The 13,185-nt window shown below is 73.2% G+C and carries 13 protein-coding genes; 5 read left to right on the top strand and 8 right to left on the bottom strand.

Going from position 1 to position 13,185, the window contains the following annotated elements; genetic code table 11:
• Window positions 1-921, bottom strand: a complete 921-nt coding sequence (locus JOE68_RS04810; protein ID WP_204841130.1) for a UDP-glucuronic acid decarboxylase family protein — start codon at window positions 919-921, stop codon at window positions 1-3.
• A 61-nt stretch (window positions 922-982) separates the two neighbouring features.
• Between JOE68_RS04810 and JOE68_RS04805 the strand changes: the two genes are divergently transcribed.
• Window positions 983-1,831, top strand: coding sequence for a glycosyltransferase family 2 protein (locus JOE68_RS04805; RefSeq protein ID WP_204841129.1), 849 nt, complete (start codon window positions 983-985; stop codon window positions 1,829-1,831).
• 621 nt (window positions 1,832-2,452) lie between these two features.
• On the opposite strand, the gene JOE68_RS04800 is transcribed toward JOE68_RS04805, so the two are convergent.
• The gene (locus JOE68_RS04800; RefSeq protein ID WP_307819526.1) at window positions 2,453-2,926 is read right to left on the bottom strand and encodes a winged helix-turn-helix domain-containing protein; all 474 of its coding nucleotides are present in this window, start codon (window positions 2,924-2,926) and stop codon (window positions 2,453-2,455) included.
• A gap of 124 nt (window positions 2,927-3,050) precedes the next feature.
• On the opposite strand from JOE68_RS04800, the gene JOE68_RS04795 reads away from it, so the two are divergent.
• Window positions 3,051-3,872, top strand: a complete 822-nt coding sequence (locus JOE68_RS04795; RefSeq protein ID WP_204841128.1) for an aldo/keto reductase — start codon at window positions 3,051-3,053, stop codon at window positions 3,870-3,872.
• 399 nt (window positions 3,873-4,271) lie between these two features.
• Here the strand turns inward: JOE68_RS04795 and JOE68_RS32145 are convergent, their stop codons facing one another.
• Window positions 4,272-4,772 (bottom strand): DUF2087 domain-containing protein, encoded by a 501-nt coding sequence (locus JOE68_RS32145; RefSeq protein WP_204841127.1) that lies wholly within the window; start codon window positions 4,770-4,772, stop codon window positions 4,272-4,274.
• Between the two features lie 62 nt (window positions 4,773-4,834).
• On the opposite strand from JOE68_RS32145, the gene JOE68_RS04785 reads away from it, so the two are divergent.
• Window positions 4,835-5,593, top strand: coding sequence for an anthrax toxin-like adenylyl cyclase domain-containing protein (locus JOE68_RS04785; protein WP_307819524.1), 759 nt, complete (start codon window positions 4,835-4,837; stop codon window positions 5,591-5,593).
• Here the strand turns inward: JOE68_RS04785 and JOE68_RS04780 are convergent.
• The 3 genes from JOE68_RS04780 to JOE68_RS04770 form a co-directional block, all read right to left on the bottom strand.
• On the bottom strand, window positions 5,503-5,904 hold the full coding sequence (locus JOE68_RS04780; protein WP_204841126.1) for a hypothetical protein: 402 nt from the start codon (window positions 5,902-5,904) through the stop codon (window positions 5,503-5,505). The genes JOE68_RS04785 and JOE68_RS04780 overlap by 91 nt on opposite strands.
• Before the next feature lie 394 nt (window positions 5,905-6,298).
• A complete protein-coding gene (locus JOE68_RS04775) occupies window positions 6,299-7,531 on the bottom strand; it encodes an ABC transporter substrate-binding protein (protein ID WP_204841125.1) in 1,233 nt (410 codons plus the stop codon).
• Window positions 7,532-7,616: 85 nt separating this feature from the next.
• On the bottom strand, window positions 7,617-7,760 hold the full coding sequence (locus JOE68_RS04770) for a hypothetical protein (protein ID WP_204841124.1): 144 nt from the start codon (window positions 7,758-7,760) through the stop codon (window positions 7,617-7,619).
• Window positions 7,761-8,418: 658 nt separating this feature from the next.
• Here JOE68_RS04770 and JOE68_RS04765 point away from each other — a divergent pair.
• On the top strand, window positions 8,419-8,634 hold the full coding sequence (locus tag JOE68_RS04765) for a hypervirulence associated TUDOR domain-containing protein (protein ID WP_204841123.1): 216 nt from the start codon (window positions 8,419-8,421) through the stop codon (window positions 8,632-8,634).
• Window positions 8,635-8,730: 96 nt separating this feature from the next.
• On the opposite strand, the gene JOE68_RS04760 is transcribed toward JOE68_RS04765, so the two are convergent.
• Both JOE68_RS04760 and JOE68_RS04755 read right to left on the bottom strand, forming a co-directional pair.
• Window positions 8,731-11,073, bottom strand: a complete 2,343-nt coding sequence (locus JOE68_RS04760) for a glycoside hydrolase family 65 protein (protein ID WP_204841122.1) — start codon at window positions 11,071-11,073, stop codon at window positions 8,731-8,733.
• The gene (locus JOE68_RS04755) at window positions 11,070-11,783 is read right to left on the bottom strand and encodes an HAD family hydrolase (protein WP_204841121.1); all 714 of its coding nucleotides are present in this window, start codon (window positions 11,781-11,783) and stop codon (window positions 11,070-11,072) included. The genes JOE68_RS04760 and JOE68_RS04755 overlap by 4 nt, the downstream gene beginning before the upstream one ends.
• 59 nt (window positions 11,784-11,842) lie before the next feature.
• On the opposite strand from JOE68_RS04755, the gene JOE68_RS04750 reads away from it, so the two are divergent.
• Entirely contained in the window at window positions 11,843-13,150 is a 1,308-nt protein-coding gene (locus JOE68_RS04750; RefSeq protein ID WP_204841120.1) for an NAD(P)/FAD-dependent oxidoreductase, read from the top strand.
• The last annotated feature ends 35 nt before the right edge of the window (window positions 13,151-13,185 follow it).

Raw genomic sequence — 13,185 nt, 5'->3', positions numbered from 1 at the left:
CTACCCGACGAGGTGTCGGCCGAACGAGCGGCGCAGCCCCTCGGCGAGGTCGATCTCCGGTTGCCAGCCCAGCAGCTCGCGGGCCAGCGCGATGTCCGGCCGGCGGCGGCGCGGGTCGTCCTGCATCGGCTCGACGTGCCGGATGCCCGACGACCCGCCGGTCACCTCGATCACCCGGCGTGCCACCTCCAGCACCGTGACCTCCTCCGGGTTGCCCAGGTTCACCGGACCGGGGTGGTCGCACTCGGCCATGGTGAGCAGCCCGCGCACCAGGTCGTCCACGTGGCACAGCGACCGCGTCTGCGTGCCGTCGCCGTGCACCGTCAGCGGCTCACCCGCCCGCGCCTGCCGCACGAACGTCGGGATCATCCGCCCGTCGTCGGGCCGCATCCGCGGCCCGTAGGTGTTGAAGATCCGCACGATGCCCGTGTCCACGCCGTGCTCCCGGCGGAACGCGCAGGTCAGCGCCTCACCGAAGCGCTTGGCCTCGTCGTAGACGCTGCGCGGGCCGATCGGGTTGACGTTGCCCCAGTAGGTTTCACGCTGCGGGTGCTCCAACGGGTCGCCGTAGACCTCGCTGGTGGACGCCACGACGATCCGCGCGCCCTTGCGCGCGGCCAGCTCCAGCGCGTGCAGCGTGCCGAAACCGCCCGACTTCATGGTCTCCACCGGCGCCCGCAGGTAGTCGGCGGGCGACGCCGGGCACGCCAGGTGCAGCACCAGGTCGACGTCGCCGAGCAGGTCCAGCGGCTTGCCCACGTCGGCCACCACCAGCCCGGCGCCGTCCGGCACGTTGTCCGGGGACCCCGTGCTGAAGTCGTCCACGCACACCACCTTCGTGCCGCGGCGCAGCAACGCCTCGCACACGTGCGACCCGAGGAAGCCCGCCCCACCGGTCACGACCGCTCGTTCGAAGCCCATGTCGAAGGGCCTACCCGTGGAATCCGGGTGTAACCACTTCTCCCGGGGGTAATACCCAGCGGTGGCGGATACGACGGTGGTGATCGCGACCCGTGACCGAGCCGAGGAGCTGACCCGCACGTTGACCCACCTCAGGGCCTTGGCCGTACCGATCGTGGTGGTGGACAACGGCTCGTCCGACGACACGGTGGACCGCGTCGCCAGGGACTTCCCCGAGGTCGAGGTGCTGCCGCTGGGCCGCAACGAGGGCGCACTCGCCCGCAACCGGGGCGTGCGCCACGCCCGGACGCCCTACGTGGCGTTCAGCGACGACGACTCCTGGTGGGCGCCCGACGCCGTCACCCGCGCCGAGGCGCTGTTCGAGCAGCACCCGAGGCTCGGCCTGGTCGCCGCGCGCACCCTGGTCGAACCCGAGGGCCGCACCGACCCGATGTGCGCGATCATGGCCGACTCCGCCCTCGGCACACCACCGGACCTGCCCGGTCCGGCGGTGCTCGGCTTCCTGTGCTGCGGGGCGATCGTGCGGCGCACGGCCTTCCTGCGCGTCGGCGGCTTCCACCCGGTGCTGTTCTTCCGGGGCGAGGAGCGCCTGTTCTCGTGGGACCTGGCCGCGGCCGGCTGGGCGTGCGCCTACGTGCCCGACGTCGTGGCCCACCACCACCCGTCCCGCTCCCGCCCGCCCAGCGCCACCGGCCGCCGCACCGAACTGCGCAACGACCTGCTCACCACCTGGCTGCGCCGCCCCCTGCCCCGGGCACTGGGCGACGCCCTCACCCTCGCCCGCCGAGCCCTGTCCGACCAGGACGCCCGAGCAGCCCTGGCCGCAGCCGCCGCCCGCCTACCGGCAGTAGCCCGCCACCGCCGCAGACTTCCCCCCGAGGTGGAACGCCAGATCGCCTTACTGAGCTAACCGACCTCCCCACCACCACTCCACACAACCACCACCCTCACCCCCCGCACCGCAAACCTTGCGCTCCAGCTTTCAGCTTTCGTCTTTTCCGCACGCCCCGTGCAGACCGGTGCCTTCGTGTTCTCCCCGTATGGCCTGCCCGGAGGGCTACCATGCTTTCTTGGGGGGTGCAAGCACGCTTTTCGCTTGCACCCCCCAAGAAAGCATGGTCGTCTTTGACAGGCCATGCGGGGAGAACACGACCGCTCTTGCTCTTCCTCCTCCTTGGCGGCCTGCCTGTCCGGCGAGGACTCTTTTAATCCCTTCAGCCTCGGGCGGCACAGCACCGAATCTCACCTGGATCCGTGCAGGACACAAGTATGAAGAGCGGCCGAGAGGCCCCCAAGGAGGAGGAAAAGAAACAGCGGTCGTGTTCTCCTCCCCGCACGGCCTGCCGAAGGCAATCAGATTCGTCCGGGGGTGTCAAGCGGTAAAGCGTGCTTGACACCCCCGGACGAATCTGATTGGGCTGCGCCCAGGCCGTACGGGGAGGAGAACACGAAGCGACCGGTGTGTGCACGAAGTGCAGCACCGCTTCGTGCTAAGCGCACGAGATGCGGCGCCGCTGCGTGCGAAGCGCAATCAGACTGCCAGTGCGTCGTGTTCCACCGAAACCGCGAGAGGGCTGTCCATCCGGTATCCGACACCGCGCACCGTGGTGATCAGGGAGGCCGCCTCGCCCAGTTTCCGGCGAATCCGGCGCACGTGCACGTCCACCGTTCGCGTGTCGACGAAACTGGTCGACCCCCACACGCTGCTCATCAGCGAGGTCCGGCGGTGCACCTGGTGCGGGTGGGTGCACAGGTGGTGCAGCAGGTCGAACTCCAACCTGGTCAGCTCCACGTCCACCCCTCGGTGCAGCACCCGGCGGGAGTCCGCGAGGATGCGCACCTCGGGCTCGGCCCTCGGCCTCGGCAGCTCCACCACGACGTCGACGTCGGCGTCGGACAGGTCCAGCGCGGTCCGCAGCGCTTCCGCGAACTGCGCGGCCGTGTCGACCACCTGAGCCGTCGGGGCGCTGAGGCGGATGAGGACGGTCACGTCGACGGTCGTCACGTCATCGGCAGTCGTGTCGGGGATTGCCTGCACTGCGGCCACCCGTGCATCGGACCAGCCGCGCGGAAGGGGCGTCAACGCCGTCCAGGACGTGGGAGCCGTTGACAGCGGGCATGATGGGGTCATGACGAATACCATCACCCTGAACAACGGCGTGACCATGCCGCAGCTCGGTTTCGGCGTGTTCCAGGTGTCCACTCAGGACACCGAGGACGCGGTCGCCGAGGCGTTGCGGGTGGGCTACCGCAGCATCGACACCGCCGCGATCTACGGCAACGAGGAGCCCGTCGGCCGGGCGCTCGCCGCGTCCGGCGTCGCGCGGGACGAGCTGTTCGTCACCACCAAGCTGTGGAACACCGACCAGGGCTACGACGAGGCGCTGCGCGCGTTCGACACCAGCATGGGCAAGCTCGGCCTGGAGCAGCTCGACCTCTACCTGATCCACTGGCCCGCCGCCGCGCGCGACCGGTACGTCGACAGCTGGCGCGCGCTGGGCAAGCTGCTCGCGGACGGCCGGGTGCGGGCGATCGGCGTGTCCAACTTCCAGCCCGCCCACCTGGAGAAGGTGATCGAGGCGACCGACACCGTGCCCGCCGTCAACCAGGTCGAGCTGCACCCCCGGCTCCCGCAGGAGGAGCTGCGCCGCTTCCACGCCGAGCACGGCATCGCCACGGAGGCTTGGAGCCCGCTGGCCCAGGGCGGCGACCTGCTGCGCGAGGAGGTGCTGACCGGGATCGCCGACAAGCACGGCCGCACCCCGGCGCAGGTCGTGCTGCGCTGGCACCTCCAGCTGGGCAACGTGGTGATCCCCAAGTCCGTCACGCCGAGCCGGATCGCGGAGAACTTCGCCGTGTTCGACTTCGAGCTGGACCAGGGCGACCTGGACCGCATCGCGACCCTGGACACCGGTCAGCGGGTCGGGCCGCACCCGGACGAGGTGAACTGAGCCGCCCGACCCCCGGCTCGGGGCGCTCCGGCCCGGCTCCTCCGGTCCCGGGCGCTCTGGTCCAGACCTCTCGGGCCGGCCGCTCGGGCCCGGCCGCTCGGGTCCCGGCCGATCCGCTCCGGCCGCCCCGGGCCGCCGAGCGGGCCGGAGCGCCACCCGCCCCCACCGGGTCCACCCGCGCCGCCGATCCGGCCCGCTCCCGGGGCCTGCCCGCTCCCTCCGGGGACCCACCCGTCCCCGTGCCCGCACGGCCGCCCCCGCCGGGGCCGCCTGCCTGCCTACCCCGCCTGCCCGGCCGGACCCGCCTGCCCCGTCGGACCGCCGGAACCACCCGCTCCCGCCGGCCCCGCCTGCCCGGCCGAGCCCCGGCCCGAGGCCGAGTCCGCCGGAGCCCCGCCCTCAGACCTCGACCGGGCCGCCGGAGCGCCAGTACCGCCCGTCCGCCCGGTCGAGCAGCCCTTCGTCCACGAGGTACCGGCGCACCGTCACGTGGTCGACCTCGCCCCCGTCGCACCACCCGCGCAGCAGGTCCGTCACCTCGCGCTCGGAGTAGTGCCGGCCCGGTTCGAACACCACGCACACCCGCTCCAGCACCGCGCGCCGCCGCCCGCGCTGCGCGGGCAGCCTGAGCAGGCGACCGTCCCGCAGGAACGGATCAGCGGGCGGGCGCGGCACCCGACCGGCCTGTTCGAACAGATCCTGGCGGACCAGCATCTCGCCGGGCTGCCCGGCGACCAGCCCGGAGGCGCGGAGCCTGCGCAGCGCGCCGTCCACCCGCCGGGCGTCCACACCGGTCATCCCGACCACCTCCGCCGGGCTCCGGGCCCCCAGGACCAGCGCGGACACCACCCGCAACCGGACGGGGTCGGCCAGCAGCCCGATCAGTTCGCCAGGAGTCACGTCAAGAGCTAACCGGACCCGGCGCTCTGTCGCACCCCTATCGGGGGCGGACCTTAATACCCGTGCGCACTGATCACCTCTTCCCCCTGGCATCGGTGGAGCCCGTCTTCGGCATGCCCACCGAGCACGCCCGAAAATTCCAGCAGGTGGCCGCGGAGCAGGACCTCGTCATCGACGTGCGGGCGACCAACCCGCACGCCGTGGCGTGGCTGCGCGACGGCGCGCTGCCCAAGCCCGCTCCGGTCAAGGCCAAGACGATCGACGACCTGGACGTCCGACTGGGCGCGCGGGTCCGGCACCGCGGGCTGGTCGGCTTCTTCCGGCCGCGGTTACCGCGCCACGGCGTCACCGAGCGGCTGCTCGCCCGCTTCGCCCAGCGGCGCGAGGAGTTCACGGCGCTGGGACCCAAGATGGCCCAATTGGAACGCCGCGGTGAATACCTGGTGCGGGACGGCGTGGTCCACGGTTACGACCGGCGGGGGTGGCTGCGCCCGCTGACCGGCGACCACGACGTGTTCGACATCCACGCCTCCGGCGGCCGGGCGCTGACCGAGCGGCGCTACGACCGGGCCGTGGCGACCATGATCGACCTGGACATGGGCGTCACCCACGGCGCCCACATGTACTGGCAGCCGACCACGCCCGCCGACCTGGTGATGTTCGAGTCCATCGCCCGCAGCCCCAGCCCGAAGCTGCGCTTCCACCCCGACGGCACGATGACCGCCGGCGACTACCGCCGGCCGGACGCGGGCACGAACGTGATCACCAGACCGGCCACCGCGGACCGTCCGTACGCGACGGTGTCCAGCGTCGGCAGCTGAAGCCACGTGGTGGAGGCGTTCATGTCGTCGAACAGGAGCTTGCCGTAGAGCAGCAGCAGCGCGACCCCGTAGAGCCGGGCGTGCTCGTGCTTCCACGCGAGCACGACGCCGGCCAGACCCGTGCACAGGTGCAGGGTGTGGTGCGCCTGGCTGAGCGGGAGCACGGGCACCAGCGCGGCGAGGACCTGGAGCGTCCCGACGACGAGCGCGAGCAGCTGCGCCCGGCTCACCCGGGGCTTCGTCCCGGTGTCGCCGCCCTTCCCGGTGGCGTTCTTCCCGGCGGTGCTCCTCGCCGGTGCCTCTTTCCGCATGGGCTCGGAATACCCGGGCCCATTCGGGGACAAGCTCGGGTCCGGGCCGTTCTCCCTTTCCACGAGGGCTTGTCCGCACTTTCGGGTGGACTCGCCGGCAAGGGGCATGGGATCGGGCGGGAGCGGCAAACGGCGGCGCGCGAACACGGCCGTCCGGGGCAGCCCGGACGGCCGTTCACCACGGAGTTCGGCGGCCACGCGTCCCGGATCCGGCCTCCTGCGCGCCGGGAGCCGTGCAGCACCCCGCGTGCTGCCGCGCCGGAGAACCGCGCGGTGCTCCTGTGAGCGCCGGAGCGGCTGGTGTCGCGGCGCCTCCCGGCGGCCCCGGCGGTTCCGACGCCTCCGGCGGCTCCCGGCGACCGTGACGGCTCTCGGGGCCCGTCGGCCGCGCGGGTCAGCGCAGCAGCGGTTCCAGGCGGGTCCGCGCGTCGCCGGCCGCGTCGGCCGGTGAGCGCTCGCCGGCCAGCACCTGGTGCGCCATGGTCCAGATCGCCTCCGAGACCTGCGGGTAGTTCGGGCCGTAGGCGAGGCGCGCGCGGGACAGCTGGGCCGCGAACGCGGGCACGTTCGGGTCCCACTGCCACCCGAGGTCGTCGATGGTGTCGGCCCGGTTGGGCAGCGCGCTCAGCGAGGCGCCGAACTCGGTGGCGTTGTCGCGCTCCTCGGCCAGCCACCGCAGCACGTCCCAGGCGCGGTCGGCGTGCTGCCCGGTCCGCCCGAGCGCCCACGCCTCGCCGCCCAGCGGGGCGACGCTGCCCGCCTGGCCGGCCGGCAGCGGCGCGGACACCCAGTCCAGCCCGGCCTGGTTCATCGCCGGGATCGACCCCGGTCCGTTGATCATCATCGCGCACCGCCCGGCGACGAACTCGCGCTCGGCGTCGGAGCTGGTCCACCGCAGCACGTCCGCCGGCGCGCTGCGGTCGGCGTTCACCAGGTCGTCCACATAGGACAGGGCGCGCACCGAGGCCGCGCCGCCGATGTCCGCCACGGCGCCGCCCGCCTGCCACAGGAACGGCAGGAACGTCGTGGTCAGGTCGTCGCCCGCCGGCGCGGCGAAGCACAGCCCGAACCGGTCCCCGGTGGTCAGGGCCTTGGCGGTGGCGCGCAGCTCGTCCCACGTCCCGGGCGGCCCGTCGACCCCCGCGGCCTTGAACACCTCGCGGTTGTAGAGCAGCGCGGTCGTCCTGGTGCGCAGCGGCACGCCGTAGAACGCGTCACCGTGCCGGACGCTCTCCCGCACCGGCTCCAGGAACCTGTCCCGCAGCTCCCACGACGAGAACCGGGGCGTCAGGTCGGCGATCGCGCCCCGCTCGGCCAACCGGGGCAGCGCGGCCACGTCGACCACCGCGATGTCGGGGAACGAGCCCGCCGCGGCGGCCTCGTCCAGCCTGGCCGCGAACTCGGCCCGGGGGATGGCCGTCCGCTCGATCGTCACGCCGGGGTGCGCCTCCTGGTAGCGCTTGACCAGCGAGTCCACCGCCTGGTCCGCGGTGGGGGAGTGGTCCAGGTAGTCCCACCAGGTGAGGGTGACCTCCTCGACCGGTTCCGGCTCCGGTTCCGGGGTCGCGCCGCCGCACGCCGCGGCGGCGAACAGGAGGACCGCCGTGAGCAGTGCCCGCACAGTCATGCCGCTCGAACCCTTCGACACAGGCGGCGGCCTCGTCAAACAGGACGTCAGTGGTCGTACCCCGGTGCGGGAGGGCGTGTCAAGATCAGGCGTTGGTCCGCTCGCGCGACCGGGGCTCGGCCGGCGGGGGTTCGGCCGCGGCGCCGGGCTCCGGGCTCGCCGGCCGGCCGAGGTCGGTGTCGGCGAGGTAGGTGGCCGCCAGCTCGTCGTAGATCGGTGTTGAACTCACATTTCGGGATACTGTCCGGCCCCGGGGCCCGCCGCCGCACATCTCACCTTTGTGGGTGAAGTCCGAGCAGCTCAGGGCCGCAGTTGTGCGGAATCGGGTTCCACTCCCCGGTACGGCTGCTCGCCACCGGCCAGGGATGCCTCTGGTCCGCCCGGAGGCCCCGACCCCGTGCGGGCCGGCCTCGCTCCCGGAGGGCGGTCCGCACCGCAGGGCGGTCCCCCTGGCGCGCGTCGCGGGCCACAGTGGATGGTCCGCTCGATCCGTTCCGGACTTCGCCGAAATACGATCCTGTCGACGCACCGCGAACGCTTGGTCACGGCGTAACGGCCGCGACCGCGCGCACGATGATGGCGTAGGTGGCCACCGCCCCCCAAGGCCGCCTGAGAAGACCCGGCCGGGACTCCACTCCCCCCAGGAGGCCCGGCCGGGCACCGGCGTCGCTCGATCCGGTCGTACCCCCGGTTCGTCGGGGGAGTGCCGTCAGGGCGTGTCGCGGACGTTTTTCTCCGCCCGTTGGGCGAGGCGCCGCTTCACGCAGCCGGCCACCTCGCGCCTGTGGCGGTCGTCGGCCGTGCCCGCCTCCGTTGGCTTGAGCCGTTCCGGGGTATTCCGGAACCGGGGACTACGGACGAGGGGGATTCGCGGCGGAGGAGCGGTCATGGGCGAGAAGTTCCACAAGGGTGACGAGGTCGAGTGGTCCTCGCACGGCAGCACGACGCACGGCGAGGTCGAGGAGGAGATCACCTCGGACACCGAGGCGGCCGGCCGGACCGTGCGGGCGTCCGAGGACGACCCGCAGTACCGGGTGCGCAGCGCCAAGAGCGGGAAGGACGCGGTCCACAAGCCGTCCGCGCTGCGCCCGCACGAGGGCTGAGACCGCGGCGGGGCCGGGAGGCGTCGTTCGAGGGCCGAAAGCGCCACCCCGGGTCGGCCGGGCGATCGCGAGGACCGCCCGACCGACCCGGCGCGCTCAGCTGCCCGGCGGGATGCGCCGCACCGGGGCGCGCCCCGCGGGCTGGCGCACCTCCGGTGGCGTCGGCGGGTCCGGGATGGGCAGGGTCACCGGGGAGTCCGGCTCGACCACGATCGGCTCGCCGTGGTGCGCGGTGCGCAGCGGCCCGCCGGACACGATCCGGTAGGTGGCCTCGTCCCGCGTCACCTCGACCGAGAACCTGGTGCCGCGGAACGACATCCGGAACGCCATCCGGTCCAGGCCCGGCGCCAGCCGGGGCGCGAAGGTCAGCCCGCTGTGGTCGCGCATCCCGCCGAACCCGGCCACCAGGCCGATCCACGCGCCGGCCAGGGACGCCATGTGCAGTCCGTTGTGGACGTTGTGGTGCAGGTCGTGCAGGTCGGTGAACGCGGCCTCCGCCAGGTAGTCGTACGCCAGTTGCAGGTGCCCCACCTCGGCCGCCAGCACCGACTGCGTGCCGGCCGACAGCGAGGAGTCCCGCACGGTCCGCGCCTCGTAGTAGGCGAAGTTCGCGGCCTTCTCCTCGTCGCTGAACGCGTCACCCCGCACGTGCATGGCCAGCACCAGGTCCGCCTGCTTCACCACCTGCTTGCGGTACAGGTCGAAGTACGGCTTGTTGAGCAGCAACGGGTACTCGTCGGCCGCGGTGCCCTCGAAGTCCCACTCGGCGTGCGCGGTGAAGCCCTCGGCCTGCTCGTGCACGCCCAGCATGGTGTCGAACGGGATGCGCATCCGGTCCGCGGCGGCCCGCCACGCCGACACCTCCTCCTCGGAGACATCCAGGCCCTCGGCCACCCCGGGGTTGCGCTCGCAGCCGTCGGCCGCCGACCGCAGGTTCTTCTGCGCGATCAGGTTGGTGTAGACGTTGTTGTCCACGATCGCCGAGTACTCGTCGGGACCGGTGACCCCGTCGATGCGGAACCCGTCGTGAGGGTCGTTGTGCCCCAACGACATCCACAGCCGGGCGGTCTGCACGAGCAGTTCCGTGCCGCACTCCCGGTCGAACTCCTCGTCCCCGGTCGCCGCGAGGTACTGGGCGACGGCGTGCGCGACGTCGCCGGAGACGTGGAACGCGGCCGTGCCCGCCGGCCAGTACGCGGAGCACTCCGCGCCGTTGATGGAACGCCACGGGAACGCGGTACCGCGCTGCCCCAGGACCTCCGCGCGCTCCCGTGCCTTGTCCACGGTGGAGTGACGCCAGCGCAGGGCGTCGCGCGCCGCGTCCGGCACCGTGTAGGTCAGCACCGGGAGCACGAACATCTCCGTGTCCCAGAACGCGTGCCCGTCGTACCCGGGCCCGGTGAGCCCCTTGCCCGCGATGGCCCGCGTCTCACCGCGCGCCCCGGCCTGGAGGATGTGGAACAGCCCGAACCGCAGCGCCTGCTGCAGCTCCTCGTCGCCGTCGACCTCGATGTCGGCGGCCTCCCAGAAGTCGTCCAGGAACGCCCGCTGCTCGGCCAGCAGCCCCTCCCAGCCGGTCTGCCGCGCGCCCGCCAGCGCCGCGTCGACCTGGGCCCGCAGCGCCGGCACCGACCGCTGCGCCGACCACCCGTAGCCCAGGTACTTGGTCAGCCGCAGCGCGCCGCCCGCCGGCACGTCCACCGCGACGGTGAACCGGGCCAGGTCGCCCTCGGCGTGGATGCCCGTGCGCACGCCCTCGCCGGCGACCAGCTCGTGGTCCATCCCGGCGGCCATCCGCAGTTCGGAGTGCCGCGTGTGGTGCGCGAGCACCGCCCGCGAGCCCTCCGCCCACGCGAAGTCGGACACCAGCGGCGAGTCCAGCGCCGCCGCCACGCGCGGGTCGCCGGCGCGGTGCTCGACCGGCTCGTTGGCCAGCAGGTCGGACTGCACGACCAGTTGCAGCTTGTCCTCGGGCTCCACCACGTAGTGGATCGCGGCGACCGCGCGCTGCGTGAACGACACCAGCCGCTCGCTGCGCACGGTGACCCGCCGGCCGGTGGGGGACTCCCACAGCGTGCGCCGCCGCAGCGTCCCCGACCGGAAGTCCAGCTCGCGGTCGTGCTCCAGGGCGTGGCCGTAGCGCATGTCCAGCGGCTCGTCCTCCACCAGCAGGCGGATCACCTTGCCGTCGGTGACGTTGACGACCGTCTGCCCCGCCTCCGGGTAGCCGTACCCGGCTTCGCCGTAGGGCAGCGAGTGCTCCTCGTAGAAGCCGTTGAGGTAGGTGCCGGGCAGCCCGCGCGGCTCGCCCTCGTCCAGCGTCCCCCGCATCCCGATGTGCCCGTTCGACAGCGCGAACGTCGACTCGGTGCGGCGCAGCTCGGGCACCGAGAGGCCGCGCCACGGCAGCGACCACGGTGCGATGTCGTAACCGGTCACAGCAGCTCCGCCAAGTCCTCGACCACCACGTCCGCCCCGTTGCCCCGCAACGCCTCCGCCTGCCCCGCCCGGTCCACGCCCACCACGTACCCGAAACCGCCCGCGCGACCCGCCGCGACACCGGAGAGCGCGTCCTCGAACACCGCGGCCCGCGCGGGTTCCACGCCCAGCAGGCGCGCGCCCGCCAGGAACGAGTCGGGCGCGGGCTTGCCGCGCAACCCGTCCCGGACGATCACCAGACCGTCCACCTGCGCCTGCACGTACGGCAGCAGGCGCGCCGCGTCCAGCACCCGCGTGGCGTTCGCCGACGACGTCACGACGCCGATCTTGAACAGCTCCCGCGCGGCCTCCAGGTACCGCACCGTGCCGGGGTAGGGCGTCACGCCCTCCTCCCGGATGATCGTGTCGATCAGCGCGTTCTTGCGGTTGCCGATGCCGTGCACGGTGTCCAGCTCCGGCGGGTCGCCCGGCGTGCCCTCGGGCACCGTGATGCCCCGCGACGCCAGGAACGCCCGCACCCCGTCGTACCGCGGCCGGCCGTCCACGTGGTTGAGGTAGTCGGCCTCGGTGAACGGCGGCAGGCCGCGGGGCAGCAGGTAGTCGTCGAACGTCCGCCGCCACGCGCGGCGGTGCAGGACGGCGGTGCTGGTCAGCACCCCGTCGAGGTCGAAGAGACAGGCGGTGATCCCGTCCGGCAGCCCGAGTTTCATGGTGCGTGTCTACCCGTTCGCGTCGCGGGGTACCCGGTCGGCCTGGAGGTGGTCGCACCATGGGCAAGCCACGCGTGCTGGTCGTCGGCACGGGATTCGCGGGGTACCACTGCCTGCGCGGGCTGGAGCGCGCGCTCCCGCCGGACGCGGCGGACCTGGTCGCGGTCAACCCCACGGACTACATGCTGTACGTGCCGCTGCTGCCGGAGGTGGCCGGCGGGACGCTGGACCCGCGCCGGGTCGCGGTGCCGCTGCGACCCAAGCTGCCCCGGACCCGGCTCGTGCAGGCACATGCCACCAGCGTGGACCTCGGTGAGCGCACGTGCACGGCGGTCGACGTGGAAGGCCGCACCCAGGTGGTCGAGTGGGACCGGATCGTGCTCACCTCCGGCAGCGTGACCCGGTTGATGTCCCTGCCGGGCGTGGCCGAGCACGCGTTCGGGTTCAAGTCGGTGGCCGAGGCGGTGTTCCTGCGCGACCACGTGCTGCGCCAGGTCGAGCTGGCCGAGCAGGCCGACGACCCGGCCGAGCGGGCGGCGCGGACCACGTTCGTCGTGGTCGGCGCGGGCTACACCGGCACCGAGCTGGTCGCGCAGGGAATGCAGCTGACCAAGGCCGCGCGGCGCGGCCGGTCGGCCCTGCCGCCGCTGCGCTGGGTGCTGGTGGACCTCGCGCCGCGCGTGCTGCCGGGCCTGGACGAGCGGCTGTCCGGCCCGGCCGAGCGGGTGCTGCGCGAGCGCGGCGTGGACGTGCGGCTGGAGACCAGCGTGTCCGAGGTCACCGGGACCTGCGTGAAGCTCACCGACGGCACGGAGATCCCGACCCGGACCGTGGTGTGGTGCGTGGGCGTGCGGCCGGACCCGCTGGTGTCGTCGGTGGACCTGCCGACGGAGAAGGGCAGGCTGGTGGTGGGCCAGGACCTCTCCGTGCCCGGTCACCCGCACGTGTTCGCTGCGGGCGACGTGGCGGCCGTGCCGGACGTCTACAACGGCGGCAAGCCCACGCCGATGACCGCCCAGCATGCGGAGCGGCAGGGCAGGCTCGCCGGGCGCAACGTGGCGGCGTCCCTCGGCTACGGCGAGTGCCGGCCCTACCGGCACCGCGACCTGGGGTTCGTGGTGGACCTGGGCGGCGGGCAGGCGGTGGCCGACCCGCTGCACGTGCCGCTGACGGGGTGGCCCGCGAAGGTCGTGGCGCGCGGCTACCACCTGCTGGCGATGCCGGGCAACCGGCTGCGGGTGGCGGTGGACTGGCTGACCGAGCTGCTGGCCCGGCGGCAGGTCGTGCAGTTCGGCTTGGTGCCCGCCTCCGGCGTCCGGCTGTCCGACGCCGACCGGGTCGACGCGGGGCCGGCCGTGCGCTCCTGAGGAGCCGGCCCCGGCGAACAGGGCACTGAGGAGCA

This window comes from Saccharothrix algeriensis (genome assembly GCF_016907655.1).
Lineage (GTDB): Bacteria > Actinomycetota > Actinomycetes > Mycobacteriales > Pseudonocardiaceae > Actinosynnema > Actinosynnema algeriense.
This window is presented reverse-complemented; position numbering and strand designations above follow the sequence as displayed.